The following is a 20081-nucleotide window of genomic DNA, read 5'->3' on the forward strand; positions in this document are numbered from 1 at the left end:
ACACCGCTTACGACTACATTACTTTGCTCTGCAGTATTAATAACAGCGTCATCACCTGTTGCAACATCAATGCTGGTTACGGCTGTTTTATCGTGAATGGCGGTGTCTGTAGCGGTTGCTGTATTACCTGCTACATCACTTACTGTGGCTGTGGCGGTTAATGTGCCATCGTTAAGCTCTGATACGTCTGCGCCTGTGATTGTGTACGCTTCATCAGTAACGAGTGCGGTGAAAGTTTCACTATTTGTGCCATCACTAACTACTACGGTAACCGTTTGGCCATTTTCAACACCAACGGCGGTGCCGTTTATGGTTACGTTTGTGTTTTCGCCATTGCCGTTAATAACGTTATCGGCTGTATCTTGTATTTCAACGGTTACATTGGCGTTGGTGTCTTTAATTAGTGTTTCGGTATTTACCGCTTCATTGCCGGCGTTATCAAATACGCTAACACTTACTGTTACGTCGCCATCTGCAAGTGAGCTTATATCTTCGTCACTTACTTCCCATGTGCCATCGGCATTTATGGTTACATTATCAACGGTTACTTTTTTATCGTCTTTATCTGTAAAGGTTACGGTAATGCTGTTTGTTGATTCTACGTCATCAACTTTACCGCTTACACTTACCGCTTCGTCTTCTGCTGCGTTTATTACTGAGTCTTCAAGCACTAGCGTTGTACTGGCTTGGGTGTCTTTTGTAAAGTTGAGGGTGCTTGTTGCTGGATTACCCGCTATATCTTGCGTGCTTACATCTACTGTGTAATCGCCATCTGATAAAACCCGTAAAATAGAGCTATTAAGCTCCCAGTTACCCTGCGCATCTACGGTGGTGGTAGCGGTAAACAACTCATCACCGTTATTGTCTTTTAGTACAATATCAACTTCTTGTCCTGACTCTACATCACTAATTGTGCCACCAATTTTTGCTGTTGCTTGCTCTTGTTCATTAATAAATGCGTCATCACCTACATTTACGTTAATTGTGGCTTGGGTATCTTTAACTAATGTTGTGCTATTTACTGCTTCGTTACCTCCGTTATCAAACACGCTTACACTTGCTGTAATGTCGCCATCGGCTAATTCGCTAATATTTGCAGCGGTAACAGACCAATTACCATCACTGTCTAAAACAATGTTTTTAATTGTTTCTGTTTTACCGTTTTGATCGGTAAAGGTAACCGTTATATTGTTGGTTGACTCTACGTCATCTACTTTTCCGCTGAGTGCTACGGCTTCATCTTCGGCTGCATTAATAAGCGTATCTGCAAGCTCTATGGTGGTAGTTGCTTGGGTGTCTTTTATAAATTCTGCACTATTAACCGCTTCGTTACCTGCGTTATCAAATACGCTGACACTTGCGATTACTTCACCATCGGCTAGTTCGCTAATATTTGCAGCGGTAACAGACCAATTACCATCACTGTCTAAAACAATGTTTTCAATTGTCTCTGTTTTACCGTTTTGATCGGTAAAGGTAACCGTTACATTGTTGGTTGACTCTACGTCATCTACTTTTCCGCTAAGTGCTACGGCTTCGTCTTCTGCTGCATTAATTACGTTATCGGCAAGTTCTAACGATGTAGTTGCTTGTGTATCTTTATTAAATGTAGTGTTGTTTACAGCTTCGTTGCCTGCGTTATCAAATACGCTTACGCTTACTGCAATTTCGCCATCGGTAAGTGTACTTATGTCACTTGGGTTTATTTGCCAGTTGCCATCGCTATCTACATCAACTTTTGCAGTAACTGAGTTGGTGCCGTCACTAAATGTAACGGTTACTTCTCGTGTAGCTTCAACATCGGTAACTGTACCGCTTATAATTACATTGCTTTGCTCGACTGCATTCACTACATCATCGTTTTCAGCGACTTCTATTGTGGTACTGGCTAGCTTATCGTGCTCGGCAGTGTCGTTACTTGTAGCGGTATTACCTGCTACATCGGTTACAGTAGCTGTTGCGGTTAATGTACCATCATTTAAAGCTGATACATCAGCATCTGTAATTGTATAAGCGCCGTTAATTACTTCAGCAGTAAATGTTTCAGTATTTGTGCCATCACTCACAACTACTGAGACTGTTTGACCGTTTTCAATGTTAGTTACATCACCTGTAATGCTAACAACTGTATTTTCTGAGTTGCCATTAATTACATTATCGCCTGTATCGTTTATATCTACAGTTACACTGGCTAGCTGATCTAATAAAACAGTGTCGTTTGCTGTGGCTGTATTACCCGCTAAGTCTAAAACAACGGCAGTGGCTGTAATTGTGCCGTTATTTAAGCCCGATATATCTACATTTTCAAAACTGTATTGACCGTTAGTAACAGTGCCTATTAATTCAATGTCTGGGTTTTCACCGTCAGATACGGTTACTGTAATTGATTGACCATTTTCTATGTTTTCAACTGCGCCGGTTATGGTTATTTGCGAGTTTTCGTTACTGCCGTTAATAACACCGTCGTCTGTTTGTGCAATATTTAAAGTTACGCTGCTTAGCGTGTCTTTTGTAAAAGTAAGCTCTGAATTTGCAGAGTTCCCAGCTGAATCTGTGACTGCTACAACTGCGTTAATTTGACCTTCGGCTAAGTCAGCAATTTGATCAGTAGTAACTTCCCATGTGCCATTATCGCTAACGATAGCAGTTATTACTTTAGACACACTATTGCTGTCGGTAAGCGTTAATGTAACTTCTCGCCCTTGCTCTACATCTACAGTATTACCCGTTAACACAGCACTCGCTTGCTCTAAGCTATTAATTACTTGATCGTCATCAAACAGTGCAATATCAATTTCTGCTAGCTTGTCTAATTCAACTGAATCTTGCGCTGTTACAGGGTTGCCTGCTTTATCAGATACGCTAGTTGTAGCGGTTAATGTGCCATCGTTAAGATTGCTTGCATCAATCGGATCGGTCACGTATTCGCCGTTGGTCACTGTTGCAGTTGTAGTTACAGCTGGGTTAACGCCATCGCTAATGCTTACCGTAACCGTTTGGCCATCTTCAACGTCGGTAACCGTACCGCGTACAATAATTGCCGCGCTTTCGCCGTTACCGTTAATTACTGAATCGGCTGTTTTATCAATACTGGTGGTGATGGCAGCCGTGTTATCAAGCTCGACTGAATCTTGTGCTGTTACCGGGTTGCCTGCTTTATCAGATGCAGTCGCAGTAGCGGTTAATGTGCCATCATTAAGGTTGCTTGCATCAATCGGATCGGTCACGTATTCACCGTTTTGAACGGTTGCTTGTACTTCAACTGGTGGGTTAACGCCATCGCTAATGCTTACCGTAACCGTTTGGCCATCTTCAATATCGGTAACTGTACCGCGCACAACGATTGCTTCACTTTCGCCGTTGCCGTTAATAACACCGTCGGCTGTTTTATCAATGTTTGTGGTTATTGCAGCGGTGTTATCAAGCTCGACGGTATCTTGTGCTGTTACAGGGTTACCTGCCTCATCCGATACGCTAGCTGTAGCGGTTAATGTGCCATCGTTTAGTGCACTAGCATCAATTGGATCTGTTACATATTCACCGTTTTGAACGGTTGCTTGTACTTCAACTGGTGGGTTAACGCCATCGCTAATGCTTACCGTAACCGTTTGACCATCTTCAACGTCGGTAACCGTACCGCGTACAACGATAGCTTCACTTTCGCCGTTACCGTTAATAACTGAGTCGGCTGTTTTATCAATACTGGTGGTGATGGCTGCCGTGTTATCAAGCTCGACCGTATCTTGCGCTGTTACCGGGTTGCCTACTTTATCAGATACGCTAGCTGTAGCGGTTAATGTGTCGTCGTTTAGATTGCTAGCATCAATTGGATCTGTGACATATTCGCCGTTATTAACAATTGCTTGTACTTCAACTGGCGGGTTAACACCATCGCTAATAGTAACCGTAACTGTTTGGCCATCTTCAACATCGCTAACTGTTCCGCGCACAACAATGGATGCACTTTCGCCGTTACCGTTAATAACGCCATCGGCTGTTTTATCAATGCTTGTGGTAATGGCGGCAGTGTTATCGAGCTCAACGCTATCTTGCGCACTAATAGGGTTACCAGCTAAATCAGACGCTGTAGCAGTGGCGGTTAATGTGCCGTCGTTTAAGCTGCTTGCATCAATAGGAGTTGTTACATATTCGCCATTTTCTACAATGGCTTGCACTTCAACCGGTGGGTTAACACCATCGCTAATAGTAACCGTAACTGTTTGACCATCTTCAACATCGCTAACTGTTCCGCGCACAACAATGGCTGCACTTTCGCCGTTACCGTTAATAACGCCATCGGCTGTTTTATCAATGCTTGTGGTAATGGCGGCAGTGTTATCAAGCTCAACGCTATCTTGTGCGCTTACAGGGTTGCCCGCGATATCAGATACACTTGCAGTGGCGGTTAATGTGCCGTCGTTTAAGCTACTTGCATCAATAGGAGTTGTTACATATTCACCATTGATCACGGTTGCAGTTGTAGTCACCGCAGGGTTAACGCCATCGCTTATTGTTACAGTAACTATTTGGCCATCTTCTACATCTTCTACAGTACCGCGTACAACAATGGCTGCACTTTCGCCGCTGCCGTTAATAACACCGTCGGCTGTTTTATCAATGTTGGTTGTAATGTCTGCTAATTTGTCTATTTCAACGGTGTCTCTTGCTGTGGCTTCATTGCCAGCTAAATCAGAGACGTCGGCTCTTGCCACAATATCGCCATCGTTTAAAGAGCTTGCATCTATAGGAGCTGTGACATATTCACCATTTTGTACAATTGCTTGCACAGCTATATCTGGGTTTACACCATCCCTTAGGGTGATAGTTACAACTTGGCCATCTTCAATGCCATTCACGGTGCCACGCACTACAATTTCTTGATTTTCGTTACTGCCATTAATAACCGAATCAGCTGTTTTATCAATGCTAGTTGTGATTGCTGCAGTTGTGTCTATTTCAACATTATCTTGGGCACTAATAGGGTTACCGGCTGCATCAGCAACCTCTGCTGTGGCGATCATAGTGCCATCATTTAAGCCTGTTGCGTCCATTGGCTCTGTAACATATTGACCATTTTGAACTACAGCCTGAGTAATTACCGGAGGGTTAATACCGTCGCTCAACGTTACAGTAACTATTTGGCCATCTTCAACATCTTCTACAGTACCGCGTACAACCACACCTGCATTTTCTGCTGTATTAACATTATCGCGAAGATCGTCGTCTTGCCCGTTAATCACTCCATCATCTGTTTTATCTATTGATGCAGTTATTAATGCGCTGTTATCTATTTCAAAAGAATCTACTGCAACTGCGGTATTTCCAGCCGTATCAAGCACACTTGCTGATACCGAAATATCGCCATCATTAAGTGCAGAAATATCCACACCTGAAAGCGCGTAATTACCATTTTCAACAATTGCGGTAACAACCACTTCATTGCCTAATGAGTCTGTAAATATAATGGTAACTTCTTGGCCATCTTCAACACCATTTACTATGCCGCTAAGCGAAATATCGGTGTTTTCAGCGCTGCCATTTATAACGCCATCTTCAGTTTTATCAATATTAAGTGTTAGCGTGCTTTGTGTGTCTTTTGAAAAAGTAACCTCTTGAGTGGCCTCATTCCCAGCTGCATCAAAAATACTTATTTGCGCTGAGATTTCGCCATCAGCTAAAGATTCAATATCACCGCTAATTTGCCAATTCCCATCAGCATCAACTTCAGCTGTTACTACTACTTGCTGATTATTACTATCCGTAAAAGTAACGGTAACTAATTGGCCTGGCTCAATATCTGTAACCGAGCCACTAAGTTGTACATTATTTTGCTCGGCGCTATTAATAACCCCATCAATATCTTGTGCCACTATGCTTGTTGCAACAGAGCTGTCATATTGCGCTTCATCGCTCGCGCTTGCTGGGTTTCCTGAAATATCTTGAGCAGTTGCATTTGCACTAATAGTGCCATCATTTAACGATGAAATATCAACACCGGCTATTTCATAACTGCCATTAACTACGATTGCCGTTAATGTAATTGGAGGGTTAACGCCGTCACTCAATACAACAGTCACTGTTTGGCCGTCTTCAATACCAGTTACTACACCTCGTACAGTTACGTTACTCTCTTCTTCGCTATTGATAACGCCATCTTGTGTTGAGTCTATTTCGACGGTGAGCTGTGCTGTTTTATCATGTGAAATAACCTGAGACGCGGTGCTTTCGTTACCTAATAAATCTTGTGCTTGCGCGGTTGCTGTGATCTCTCCATCACTTAACGAAGAAATATCGACTTCTAATTGGTACTGGCCATTTTCAACAACAGCCTCAACACTCACTTCATTGCCATCTATGTCTGTTAGGGTTACTAAGACTGTTTGACCATCTTCAATACCTTCAACTGTTCCGCTTACTTGTACTACGTTTTCTGAGTTATTTATTACGCCATCTTCGGTTTCATTAACGTCTATTGTTATAATGGCCGTAGTATCTTTTGAGAATGATTTTTGAGTTTGCGTGTCATTACCCGCTTCATCAATGGTACTAACTTGTATGGTGTAATTTCCATCAGGTAAATCGGCAAAAGGTTCAGGGCCAACACTCCATTGACCATTAATGACTGTTGCCTCATACGTTGCTATAGGGTTACCTTGCGCATCAAAAATGGTCACTGTTACCAGCTGTCCATCTTGCACATCTTGCACTTCACCTTCAAAATCAATTGGTTGATTAGTGTTTAAGCCATCCTCAAAATCAATAAAAATATCTGCTTGAGTATCTTTTACTTTAGTTTCACTCGCTGCATCATCTTCGTTGCCCCCTACAAGAGAAACCGTTGCAGTCACTTCACCATCATTTAGAGCAGTAATATCAATATTTGTTACAGACCAAACACCATCTTGCACTTCGGTTGTAACAATTATTTCGTTGCCGTCGCTATCACTTAAAACTATTTGTACTAACGAGCCATCGGGTACATTTTCAACAGTACCGGAAAATTCCAAAGCCACAGCATCGTATTTATTAATAAACACACCATCGCCACCGAGCTGACCTACAGTAAAAATAGGGTCGGGTCTGAACTCAATAAAATTAGGATCTTCTTCTTCTGTTGTATCGGTAGGTGTTGTTTCATAGCCTGATTCAGGAACAAGCTCTTGCCCTTGGCGAGCAATAAGTTGATAAGCCACTTGAGCTTCATTAGCATCACTTGAGGATAAAGATGTAACGCTACTGGTATTGCTGCGGGCGTCAAAGGTACTATTTTGGCTTAAATCCGATACAAGCTGTGAAATAATATCTTGAGGTACAACAAGCTGTTCACTGGTTTCAGAAAAAACCAGCTCGTTCCCCTCTAATGCAATGTCGCTGCTATTTAACACAGGTAGGTCGGCAAGTTGCTCTGGTATAGAGTCTACCTTGACCCAATCTCCATTATCCATAACAACCCAGACATCACTTAGTAGTTCGACAATAACAACAGCTTTACTTATATTTTCCAAAGTGAATTTCCTAAATAGTTAATGAGAGTAAATAGCGGCTTAGCCAAAAGGTAGCTCTAATCGTTACAAAATCCAGTTAATGATACAAAAAAATAACATCTTACAGTACCTTTTTATTGGATTTTATAATGGTTAAGTTTTAAATATAGTTATTATTTATAAGATAATATCAAAATTGCAATACAAAACAATTAGAAAAATGTAACTGCTATATGTATACAACGTATGAAGGGGTGATTTGGATTCAATAAACTTAGTTATTTGTAAATTTATATGTTAGCAATTTTATTGGGAATAAATTAACATCCCTAAAGGTAGTTTCATTTCCAAATTAGTCAAACAAATGCAAAGTGCACGTTTTATTCCCTTTAGAAAACAAGATATTGTTGATATGTGCAGCGCTGAGCTCACAAACAACTCAGAGCAAACATCGTTTAAACAATTTTGCGATTTATTAGCAAGCCTTATCCATTACGATTACCATTCAACACTTGAGTCGCTCAAAAATAACTACGCGCCCTTTGATCCTAATAGCGATACGCGATCTTTAGCGCCAGTATCAGCTGATCAAAAAGCGCAGTGCCAACGCGAATTTGCTAAAGATTTTGCTAAGGTACTTAATGCAGCTAACTTTGAAGTGATCACCCATCAAGACCTGCAAGATGCACTCAACGAAGAATCCCTTTTTAAAGTACGCCTTGAGGTAGAGTTTGACGACTTTGAAGAAGTGGTTTTTTATCGTCGTGGCGAATCACAACTTACTGAAACAATAACCAGCTTTTGGGGCTTGCGTAAAAAGCCCCTGCACTTTACCAATTACGACCGCGTTGCGGTGTTTATTCGCTTTAAAGATAAAGCCTACTTTGAGGCTAAAAATAAAACGCCTTTAGGGTTTGAGCCAAGTTCGACCATAGTTAAGCTGTTTCAAAATGTGCCAAAGGCCGATCTCGAAATGCTATTTCCTAATAGCGAAGTACGCATGCGCCCTATTGATAAAGCAATTATTGGCTCATCGGCTTTAGTTGGCGGTGCAGTGGTACTTATAACTAAGCTTGGTGCATCAATTTTATTATTGCTTGCTCTGTTTGCTTTTTGGGGGGGCTTTAGAAGTGAAGCTGTCGAAATGACGCAACAACACTTTATTACCTTTGCTATTGGCATGGGAGTATTTGGCAGCTTTATTTTTAAAGAGTGGAGTAAGTTTAAAAACCGTAAAATTAAATTTATGAAAGCGCTTAGCGATAACCTCTACTTTAAAAACCTTGATAATAACGCCGGTGTTTTTCACACCCTTATAGACGCCGCCGAAGAGGAAGACATAAAAGAAGCGCTGCTTGCGTATACGTTTTTACTAAAATCAGAAAACGGCTTAACCGCCCAAACGCTTGATGAACAAATAGAGCATTGGTTTAAAAGCAAATACCAGTGCGATCTTGATTTTGAAATTAGCGATGCGCTTGAAAAGTTGGAGCGTATGCGCTTAGTAACGTGCACTAATGATGTGTATAGCGCAATAAATTTGGAACACGCAAAAACTATTTTGGATGAGCGCTGGGATAACTTGTTTCAATATAATTAACCTGCAAAGTTTACTTAACAACAAAAAGCAGCTGAAATTTCAGCTGCTTTTTACGTTATGTATTGAGCTTCAACTGGCTAAGCTGCTTGATGCCTATTAAATTTTGCATGTACTAGCTTATAAAGTGCAGGCAATATTAATAGCGTAAGTAAGGTTGATGAAATAATCCCTCCTACAACAACCGTCGCCAGCGGCCTTTGTAGCTCAGCGCCGGTGCCAGTATTTAGCGCCATAGGAATAAACCCTAAACTTGCCACTAAAGCGGTCATAAGTACTGGACGCAGGCGCGAAAGTGCACCGGTTTGTATCGCATCAATTAAACTGAGCCCATCGGCTCTTAATTGTTTAATAAACGACAGCATAACCACACCATTTAATACCGCGACACCACTTAGCGCTATAAACCCCACGCCTGCCGATATTGATAACGGCATATCGCGTAATAGTAACGCAAGCACGCCACCTGTCAGTGCAAGTGGTACGCCGCTAAATATAATTAACGAATCACGCAGTGAATTAAACGCACTGTAAAGCAGGCCAAATATAAGCAATAAAGTAACTGGCACCACCAGCGATAACCGCTTACTTGCCGATTCTAATTGCTCAAATGTGCCACCGTATTCAATCCAATAACCACTTGGTAAATTAAGATCTGAATTTAAAGCGGCTTGTGCATCACTTACAAAGCTTGCTAAATCACGCCCTTCTACATTTGCAGTAACAACAACATTACGCTTACCGCTTTCACGGTTTATTTGATTAGGCCCTTTATCAATACTAATATTTGCAACTTCGCCAAGCGGTACAAATGCAAGGTCTGGGTTGGCACTTTTGGGCACGGCCACTGGCAAACGCGCAAGCTGTGATACATCGTTTGACCAGCGCTCATCTAAACGCACTAATAACGAAAAGCGTTTATCGCCTTCATAAATAAGCCCGGTTTGTACACCGCCTACCGCAGCACTTACACTTTGCTGTATATCGGTTACGGTTAAACCTAACAGCGCCATATGATCGCGAAGCGGCGTTACCGAAAGTGTAGGCAAACCTTCCATTTGCTCAAGGCGTACATCAGTTGCGCCTGTAATGTTTTGCACCAAGGCTGTGGCTTTTTCGCCATACTGTTTTAATGTTGATAAATCATCGCCATAAATACGCACCGCAACGTCGGCGCGCACGCCTGCTATTAACTCGTTAAAACGCATTTCTATAGGTTGCGTAAACTCATAATTATTACCTGGTACTTCATTTACTAAATGGCGAATTTGCTTAACTAGATCTTCTTTACTTAAAGCGGGATTAGGCCATTGTTCGCGCGGCTTTAACATTAAAAAGGTGTCGGCAACGTTAGGTGGCATAGGATCGTTTGCTACATCTGGAGTGCCAATTTTTGAAAATACTTTTTCAACTTCAGGTATGTCTAAAATGGCTTGCTCTAGCTCTTTTTGCATTTTTACCGATTGTTCAATACCGGTGCCGGTAATGCGCAGTGCGTGCATGGCTATATCGCCTTCATCAAGCTGCGGTAAAAATTCAGCGCCCATATTTTTAACTTTAAAGCCAAGTGCAATTACAAGCACAGCAGCAATGCTTAACATTACCCACGGCAACTTAAGCGATAAACCAAGCAGTGGTTTGTAGCCTTTTTTAATACCCCGCATAACGGCATTTTCGCTCTCGCTTACTTTTCCTCGCACAAATACCGCAATAGCGGCAGGTACAAAGGTAACAGCAAAAATAAGTGCGCCAACTAGTGCGGCTACAACCGTAAATGCCATTGGCTGAAACATTTTTCCCTCAACCCCACTAAGTGCAAACAGCGGCAAATACACCAGCATAATAATTAAAATGCCAAATACTGCTGGACTGAACACTTCTTTAGTAGCGGCGGTTACAACACTTAAACGCTCGTTTAAAGTAAGTAGCCGGCCATGTTTATGCTGCGCAAGGCCTAATTGCCTTAAACAGTTTTCAACCACAATTACAGCGCCATCAACGATTAAACCAAAGTCGATTGCGCCTAAACTCATTAGATTACCCGATACGCGATTACCAACCATGCCGGTAACGGCAAATAACATACTAAGCGGAATAACCATTGCCGTAATAAGCGCACCAGTTACATTACCTAATAACAGCAGCAAAATAACAATCACTAGCACCGCGCCTTCGAACAGGTTGGTTTTTACGGTTGCTATGGTTTTATCAACAAGGGTTGTGCGGTCATAAACTGCTTCTACCACAACACCTTCAGGCAAGCTTAGCTGTACGTCTTTGAGTTTATCAGCCATGGCTTTTGCCACTACGCGACTGTTTTCGCCAATTAGCATCATGGCGGTGCCGAGCACGGTTTCTTTACCGTTATAAGTAGCAGCGCCGGTTCTAAGCTCTTTACCTAAACGCACATTTGCTACATCTTTAATCCGTACCGGTGCATCATCTCGCTTAGCAATAACCGTGTTAGCGATGTCATCAATGGTTTTTAATTGCCCTGGCGAGCGCACTAAATATTGTCCGTCAAAACGTTCTATAAACCCTGCGCCTTGATTACTGTTATTTAATTTAAGTGCAGTAATTACATCGCTTAGCGTGAGCTTATAAGCGAGTAGTTTTTCAGGCATGGGCGCTACTTGGTACTGGCGCTCAAAGCCACCTTGGCTGTTTATTTCGGTAACGCCTTTTACTTTTAATAGCTGCGGGCGAATAACCCAATCTTGCAGAGTACGTAAATCCTCTGCGTTAAATGGCGTGCCATCGTCTTTTGATGCGCCTTTATTTGCATGCACAGAGTAAGTAAAAATCTCCCCTAGCCCGCTGGCAATTGGCCCTAAGTTTGGCTCAATATTGGCTGGCAAGTCTGAGCGAATACTTTGAATGCGCTCTGATATTTGCTGGCGCGCCCAGTAAATATCGGTGCCTTCGTTAAAAATAACGGTAACTTGCGAAAGTCCATAACGCGAAATCGAACGAGTGTAATCAAGCTTTGGTATGCCCGCCATAGCGGTTTCAATTAAATAGGTAATGCGCTGCTCTGCTTCAAGCGGGGTAAACCCAGGCGCTTTTGTATTTATTTGTACTTGCACATTAGTTATATCGGGTACGGCATCAACGGCTAAATTTTGTGTGTTGTATACACCAAACCCAGCAAATAAAAGCGTGAGCGCAAGCACCATCATTCGGCGTTTAACCGCAAAAGAAACTATCCAATCAATCATGCTGCCTCCTAGTGTGAGTGGCTTGCGCCGCTTTTTAAAATATCGGCTTTAATTACATAACTGTTTTGCGTTACGTACTCACTATTTGGCGAGAGCCCCTCAAGTACCTCTACCCACTCGCTGTTTTTAGCACCAAGCTTTACAGGGCGTACTTCAAATACATTGCCGCTTTTAATAAACACACTAGGTTTGCCGTTAAATTCCTGCACAGCTGTAGACTTTACTCGCACTGCAGCATCTACTTTTGCAGTACTAATGTCGCTATTAACATGCATACCAGGGCGCCAATGACCATTAGGGTTTTTAAGCTCGATTCGCGCACGCGCAATATGCCCGCCGCTCATCATAGGGGCTATGTAAAACACCTCACCTTGCGCATTTAAATGATGATGTAAATCGTACACTTTTGCGCTTTGTCCTATGGCGAGCTTTTCAATATTTTCAGGAAAAGCCGAGAGCTCGACCCATACGGTTTCAAGGTTTACTATTTGCATTAATGCGCTATTGGCAAGCTCACCGCGCTTTAAATATTGCTCGGTAATAACGCCTGTAATTGGGCTTTTTATGGTGTAATTTTGCAGTGTTTCGCGGTTGGTTATACTGGCAAGCTTATCGCCTTTTTTAACGTTTTGACCAATGCTTACAAAAATATCGTTAACTAGGCCGGTATAAGGCGCCATTACTTCAACGGTGCCGTGCGCGGTGGGTGCTATAACACCAAATAGAGTATCAGTTAGTTCAACGCTACCTGCTTTTGCTATCTCGGTTTTAATTCCTGCGCGTTCAATTGCTTGGGAGCTTAGCGTTGTGCGCCCTTCTTCTTGCTCATAATGATAATTTATTTCAACGCCTTTATAGCGTGCCATTACATCAAGCTTAAAAGAATGCGGCTCGTTTACGCTCACGGTACTTACTAAATAGTCATCTTCGGCTTTGAAGCGAATAAGCTGTGGCTCTTCACTTAAACGTTGCACGTTTATGGTTACGTCTAACTGGTTTATATCCACAGCTTTATCGTTATTAAACCCATATATTCGCAGCTCGGTATTACCTGCAAACTGGGTTAACTTAAGCTCTAAATCAAGCGCGTTATTGGTTAGTAAAAATCCGCCGTGTGGGCCTTTTTGTGTTTGTTCGTCTTTGTGGCCTTCTTCGTGACCTTTTTCATGATGGCTATCAGATGCCATAGCCGTGCTACTTAAAAATGGGAATGTAAATAATTGCGTTATAAATAATGCGATAAGAGTGTTATTCATGATTGATGAGTCTCAATTAAAGGTTGGCCAGTTAAACGCTCAAGGGTAAGCAGCACTTGATATAGCTCGCTATGGATGTTGATAAGTGCGCGTTTAGAATCAAATAAAGCTTGCTGTGCGTCGAGTAATTGCAACACCGATATTTGCCCTTGTTGATAGCTTTTTAAACTTTGTTTTATAAGCGTTTGTGCTTGTGGAATAACTTGCTGTGTTAATAGCTGTGCCTGCGCAGTTTTACCTTGGTAATACGCATACAAAGTGCGTATTTGCTGGCGTAGCTGAACACGTAATTGCCCTTGTTGCTCATTAAGTAGCGTAAGTTGATGCTTTGCAGCCTCAATATTACCGCTATTAGAATTGCTTAATTGCAGTGGCATTGAAAAAGAAAACACCAACGAGCTGGCATTAGTTTGCTGGTTATATCGCACGCCACCACCCAGGGTTAAATCGCTTTGCCCGCTTGAGCGTTGCAGCGACAAATTAGCCGTTTGCTGCATATATTGCTGCTGCAGCAGTGCAAATTCAGGTGCTGTATTTACCGCATCAAGTAGCACTGTTTCACTTTTAACAGCAGCTATTTGTGATAAATCGCCAGCATAGTAATCACTCACTTGCGGCTCTTGCCAAAGCTCGGTTAGAGCTAAGCGCGCACGCTCAAATTCGCTATTTAGCATCAGCGTATTTAAATCTACTTGGCTTAATGCATAACGCATGCGGGTTACATCAGCACTTGAGGCTGCACCCGCTTTAGCGCGTTTTTCAATTGCGTTAAGTGCCTGCTTAACGGTGTTTTTACGCTCACTATTTAAAGCAATTAACGCCTGAAATTTAAGTATTTGGTAATAGCGCTCAGCGGTGGTTGCTAAAAGTGCTAACCGAGTATTTTTATACTCAATTGTTTGCGCTTTTATATTGGCAGTGGCGTAATTAATACGGTTTTGCCGTTTATCGCCCAGCTCTATTAATTGACTTAAAGCCAGCGTGTACTGCGCCCCCGAAAACGCATGAGAGCCGTGAGTTCCTAAAAAGTTTTCAGCTTCAAAACTCAGCTCAGGATTAGGTGAAAGCGCAGCTTGGGTTTTAAGCGCCGTTAATATTTTTTGATGATACGGGTAGCGTTTAAGTTCAGCATTTTGCTGCTCGGTATTTTTAAGCGCTTGCTTTAGCGTTAATACGTTTTGGGGCTCATTTTTTGCCAAAACGCTCATTGCAGGTAATGCGCACAGTAGCGCCACCAGCATAAGTGGTTTTTTATTCATATAGCATGTCCGTTTTTTAACAAACAGAGTTGACTTAATCACTACGCCTATTTTAAAAACAAGCGCAATTAAGCAACCTAAATATGTACATAACTAGCCTTATAGCGCACAGGCGCAGGCAGTTATTTACAAAGTGTTTAAAATTAAAAACTAGCTATAAAAATTTGGTGGCGGAACATCTGGTGGATAGTTTAAACCGCTATAGCACGCAGGCAGTGTAGCTTGGCTTTGCTCAGGGCTTATAGAGTGATTTAGCGTACTGTAGTAACCACAGTGGCAATGCTGATGGGCATGTATTTCAGTAGGTGATTGCGCATCTTCATCGTTTGCATTTGTTTGAGAATGAACATGCGTAACGTGATCAACTTCTTCTTGCAGGTGATACGCCGCCGCATCACAGCTAATAAAGCTGTGCACAAGCACTAAAAGTATCACGACTAAAAAGTAGTTTGAGCGCATTACCTACCTAAAAACTCTAAAATGCAATTTAAGAAATCGCACAATACCTTAAATTTATTCAAATGTAGAGAGCCGCTTACGTTATTTTCTAAATTCACTTGGTGATACACCCACTGATTTTTTAAACCGTTTAGAAAAATTAAATATATTAGGATACCCCACGTAAGCAGCAATATGGGAAACAGGCCAGCGAGTATTTAGTAGTAAGCTTTTAGCTCGTTTAATGCGTAAATAAATAAGCTGCTGCATAGGGCTTTTACCAAATTGCGCTTGGCATAACCTATGTAAATGCGGTGCTGAGTAATGCACGTGCTCGCACATAACCTCTATAGTCCAATCAAACTGTAAGCGCTCTTCTACCTCTAAAAACAAGCTGGTTAATCTGTTTTGCCCACCTATTTTCGGCTCGCTTTGCAACGTAGTGTTTAAATAGTGGCTTAAAATAGGCATAACACCTTCGCGCAAAGTAGCGTTACTTTCGCTATATAAAAGCTCCATAGCTAAATGTAATGGCGCTAATTGCTGATTAGTTAATACCTTAGCCTGTGCTAAATTTAAATGTTGCCAACGTTTAGTGTTTGCAAGGTTTAGCCAAATCACATCCCACTTTTCGCTTGCTATTTTAACCTCAAAACTTTGCCTTGCAGGCAATATAGCTAAGCTATTTTCAGTTAATGAGTATTGGTTATTAACTGTTTTAAGTGTGCCCTGACCAGCCAAAGTATAAAAAAGAGTGTGTTCGAGCGGGTTAGTACGTGCAACACAATAGTCACCCAATAAATTAGAGCAACCTGCCAGCTCTATTTCAAGGTTTGGCATTTGCGAAAGCGTGGTTAAATCAATAAACCGCTCTGTACACTCTGGGCCAATATCGAGTACATCTACAATAGTGTTGCGCATAATTTAAAATGATAGTTTTGGACAAATAAAAGAGAGCTTTAAGCATAACCCCAACGCATTATTTTAGCTATATTTAAGCCACTATAATTGCCATACATGCAATAGGACACTAATGAACTCACTACAACACATAATTAACCGCCGTGATTGGGAAAACCCAATTTCAGTACAAGTTAATCAAGTAAAAGCGCACAGCCCACTCAATGGATTTAAAAGCGTTGACCATGCCCGTACTAACACACAATCACAAAAACAAAGTTTAAACGGCCAATGGGATTTTAAATTATTCGATAAACCCGAAGCGGTTGATGAATCACTGCTAAGTGAAACACTAAGCAAAAATTGGCAAAGTATTCCTGTGCCTTCTAACTGGCAATTACACGGCTTTGATAAACCTATTTACTGTAATGTTAAATACCCATTTGCAGTTAACCCGCCATTTGTACCAAGCGATAACCCAACAGGTTGCTACCGCACTGAGTTTACTATTACAGCGGATCAATTAGCGCAGCGTAACCATATTATTTTTGAAGGCGTAAACTCGGCGTTTCACCTTTGGTGTAACGGTCAATGGGTGGGCTACTCGCAGGATAGCCGCTTACCGAGCGAGTTTGATTTAAGCGAACTGTTAGTAGTAGGCACCAACCGTATTGCGGTTATGGTTATTCGCTGGAGCGATGGCAGTTATTTAGAAGATCAGGACATGTGGTGGCTAAGCGGTATTTTTCGCGATGTTAACTTACTTACAAAACCACAAAACCAAATACGTGATGTGTTTATAACCCCCAATTTAGACGCTTGCTATCGCGATGCAACGCTACATATAAAAACGGCGATAAATGCGCCAAATAACTACCAAGTAGCAGTACAGGTTTTTGATAATGAGCAAGCACTCTGCGAGCCACACATACAAAGCACTAACAATAAACGCGTTGATGAAAAAGGCGGCTGGAGCGATGCTGTATTTCAAACAATTGATATACAAAGCCCTAAAAAGTGGACCGCCGAAACCCCATACTTATACCGCTGCGTTGTAAGCCTGCTTGATGAGCAAGGCAACACAGTAGATGCAGAAGCCTATAGCATTGGTTTTAGAAAAGTGGAAATGCTTAACGGACAGCTTTGCTTAAACGGCAAACCGCTACTTATTCGCGGTGTTAACCGCCACGAACACCACCCAGAAAACGGCCACACAGTTACTACCGCCGATATGATTGAAGATATTAAGCTGATGAAGCAAAATAACTTTAATGCTGTACGTACTGCTCACTATCCTAACCACCCGCGTTTTTACGAGCTGTGCGACGAGCTAGGTTTATACGTAGTGGACGAAGCAAACATAGAAACCCATGGCATGTTCCCAATGGGTAGGCTTGCCAGCGATCCACAGTGGGCTGGTGCATTTATGTCGCGCTATACTCAAATGGTTGAGCGCGATAAAAACCACGCCTCTATTATTATTTGGTCACTGGGTAACGAATGCGGACACGGCGCCAACCACGATGCTATGTACGGATGGTCAAAAAGCTTTGACCCTTCTCGCCCAGTGCAATACGAAGGTGGCGGCGCAAATACCACAGCAACCGACATTATTTGCCCTATGTATGCCCGTGTAGATACACATGTTGCCGATGACGCCGTACCAAAATATTCAATAAAAAAATGGCTAAGCCTACCGGGTGAAACTCGCCCGCTTATTTTATGTGAGTACGCCCATGCAATGGGTAACAGCCTAGGTAGCTTTGACGATTACTGGCAAGCATTTAGAGAATACCCTCGCCTGCAAGGTGGCTTTATTTGGGATTGGGTAGACCAAGGTTTATCTAAAACTGATGAAAATGGTGAGCATTACTGGGCCTACGGCGGCGATTTTGGTGATGAACTAAACGACCGCCAATTTTGTATTAACGGCTTATTATTTCCAGATCGCACACCGCATCCAAGCTTGTTTGAAGCTAAATACAGCCAGCAACATTTACAATTTACGCTGCGCGAGCAGACTCAAAACCAATTTACCGTTGATGTATTTAGCGATTATGTATTTAGACACACGGATAACGAAAAACTGGTTTGGCAGTTAATGCAAAATGGCATCTGTGTTGAACAAGGCGAGCATGTACTTAATATTGCTCCGCAAAGTACACACACGTTAACAATTAAAACTAAAACAACGTTTGAGCAAGGTGCGCAATACCACCTTAATTTAGATGTAGCACTAATTAACGATTGTAGCTTTGCAAGTGCCGAGCATGTATTAAACACCGAGCAGTTTAAGCTTATAAATAGTAATAATTTAAACAGTGAATCATTTGCATCAACTACAGAGCAAAGCGCTATAAGTGTTAACGAAACCGACTCCCACCTATGTATTGAAAACGATAAATTTAAACTTGTTTTTAGTAAGCAATCAGGGCTTATAGAGCAGTGGTTACAAAACGATACTCAGGTTATTAGTAGCCCACTGGTTGATAACTTTTATCGCGCCCCGCTTGATAACGACATAGGCGTAAGCGAAGTAGATAACCTAGATCCTAATGCATGGGAGGCACGTTGGTTACGTGCAGGTATAGGGCAATGGCAGCGCACATGTAGCTCAATTCACGCAGTGCAATCAAGCGTTGATATACGTATTACTTGTGTATTTAATTATGAATTTAACGGCGTGCTACAAGCAAAAACACAATGGCTATATACACTAAATAATACCGGCAATATTAGCTTAAATGTTGATGTGCAACTAAACGATACTCTACCGCCAATGCCGCGTATAGGGCTAAGTACAACGCTTAACAAGCAAAGCGATACAAAAATAAACTGGCGTGGTTTAGGGCCTTTTGAAAACTACCCAGATCGCAAAGCCGCAGCACGTTTAGGTTATTACAGCTTAAGTTTAAATGAGCTACATACCCCGTATATTTTCCCAACCGATAACGGCCTGCGTAGTGATTGCCAATTACTGCGTATTAATAATTTAACCGTAACCGGTGCGTTTTTATTTGCAGCCAGTGAGTATTCGCAAAGTATGTTAACGCAAGCGAAACACACAAACGAACTCATTGCTGATGATTGCGTACATGTACACATTGATCATCAACATATGGGGGTTGGTGGCGATGATTCATGGAGCCCAAGTACCCATAAAGAATATTTACTTGAGCAAAAGCAGTACAGTTATTCTTTAACATTATCTGCTGAATAATTTAAACAAAAATAGCGGCCAAATTGGCTGCTATTTTTAATTAACACACACTATTTATTAGCGAGCTTTTTAGCTAATACGTTATCAAGAGAAAAACTTCCCGCTCCTTGAATTGCTAAAACTAAAGTTACTACAAGTAACGTTAATGCGTATTCATAGCCATTGTTTGCTATAAATAAGCCATTACTAATATGTACGCTAAAAATAGCAATCAGCATAGTAAACGCCGTAACTACAGCTGCTGGGCGAGTTAACAAACCAATTGCTAATGCAATGCCACCAAAAAACTCAGCGCTACCTGCCATCATTGCTAACCAATAGCCAGGCTCTAAACCAATACTCGCCATCCATTGGCCTGTACCTTCAAGCCCGTAACCGCCAAACCAAGCAAATAGCTTTTGTGCACCATGCGCCGCTAAAATAAGGCCAACTGGTACTCGTAAAATTAATGCTGCTACGCCTGCTTTTGAGCTAAGTAATGTGTTTAGTAATTTCATGAGTTTTAGTCCTGTTTTAATTTATTTAATCGTTAGGTTTTTCCTAACCGTTGAACACAGTTTACTATCATCATTAAAAAACATTAATACGGAACTCATTGGTTAATTAGCAACGCAGTATTTATAATAATCCATAAAAAAACCGCCAACCCAAAGGTTGACGGTTTTTTATTAACGTATTACTTAGGGCGTGTTGATCTTTGTGGATTGAA

9 protein-coding genes are annotated in these 20081 nt (G+C 41.8%); 2 read left to right on the top strand and 7 right to left on the bottom strand.

Going from position 1 to position 20081, the window contains the following annotated elements; genetic code table 11:
• The coding region (locus tag H5160_RS08905; protein ID WP_182737253.1) for an Ig-like domain-containing protein at positions 1-7505 on the bottom strand (7505 nt) is incomplete at its 3' end.
• Positions 7506-7848: 343 nt separating this feature from the next.
• On the opposite strand from H5160_RS08905, the gene H5160_RS08910 reads away from it, so the two are divergent.
• Complete coding sequence (locus tag H5160_RS08910; RefSeq protein ID WP_182737255.1) at positions 7849-9084, top strand: TMEM143 family protein; 1236 nt, start codon at positions 7849-7851, stop codon at positions 9082-9084.
• A gap of 77 nt (positions 9085-9161) precedes the next feature.
• Here H5160_RS08910 and H5160_RS08915 read toward each other — a convergent pair whose 3' ends face one another.
• The 5 genes from H5160_RS08915 to H5160_RS08935 all read right to left on the bottom strand — a co-directional run bounded on the left by H5160_RS08915 (position 9162) and on the right by H5160_RS08935 (position 16173).
• A complete protein-coding gene (locus tag H5160_RS08915; protein WP_182737257.1) occupies positions 9162-12299 on the bottom strand; it encodes an efflux RND transporter permease subunit in 3138 nt (1045 codons plus the stop codon).
• Between the two features lie 8 nt (positions 12300-12307).
• Positions 12308-13555: an efflux RND transporter periplasmic adaptor subunit gene (locus tag H5160_RS08920; RefSeq protein ID WP_182737259.1), complete on the bottom strand. Its 1248-nt coding sequence runs from the start codon at positions 13553-13555 to the stop codon at positions 12308-12310.
• Complete coding sequence (locus tag H5160_RS08925; protein WP_182737260.1) at positions 13552-14814, bottom strand: TolC family protein; 1263 nt, start codon at positions 14812-14814, stop codon at positions 13552-13554. The genes H5160_RS08920 and H5160_RS08925 overlap by 4 nt, the downstream gene beginning before the upstream one ends.
• A 150-nt stretch (positions 14815-14964) precedes the next feature.
• Positions 14965-15273, bottom strand: a complete 309-nt coding sequence (locus H5160_RS08930; RefSeq protein ID WP_039490315.1) for a hypothetical protein — start codon at positions 15271-15273, stop codon at positions 14965-14967.
• 81 nt (positions 15274-15354) lie between these two features.
• The gene (locus tag H5160_RS08935; protein ID WP_182737261.1) at positions 15355-16173 is read right to left on the bottom strand and encodes an AraC family transcriptional regulator; all 819 of its coding nucleotides are present in this window, start codon (positions 16171-16173) and stop codon (positions 15355-15357) included.
• A 112-nt stretch (positions 16174-16285) separates the two neighbouring features.
• On the opposite strand from H5160_RS08935, the gene H5160_RS08940 reads away from it, so the two are divergent.
• Positions 16286-19372, top strand: a complete 3087-nt coding sequence (locus H5160_RS08940; RefSeq protein WP_182737263.1) for a beta-galactosidase — start codon at positions 16286-16288, stop codon at positions 19370-19372.
• A 50-nt stretch (positions 19373-19422) separates the two neighbouring features.
• Here H5160_RS08940 and H5160_RS08945 read toward each other — a convergent pair whose 3' ends face one another.
• A complete protein-coding gene (locus tag H5160_RS08945; RefSeq protein ID WP_182737264.1) occupies positions 19423-19869 on the bottom strand; it encodes a DoxX family protein in 447 nt (148 codons plus the stop codon).
• Between the last annotated feature and the right edge of the window lie 212 nt (positions 19870-20081).

It is taken from the genome of Pseudoalteromonas sp. SG43-4 (assembly GCF_014164325.1).
Lineage (GTDB): Bacteria > Pseudomonadota > Gammaproteobacteria > Enterobacterales > Alteromonadaceae > Pseudoalteromonas > Pseudoalteromonas distincta.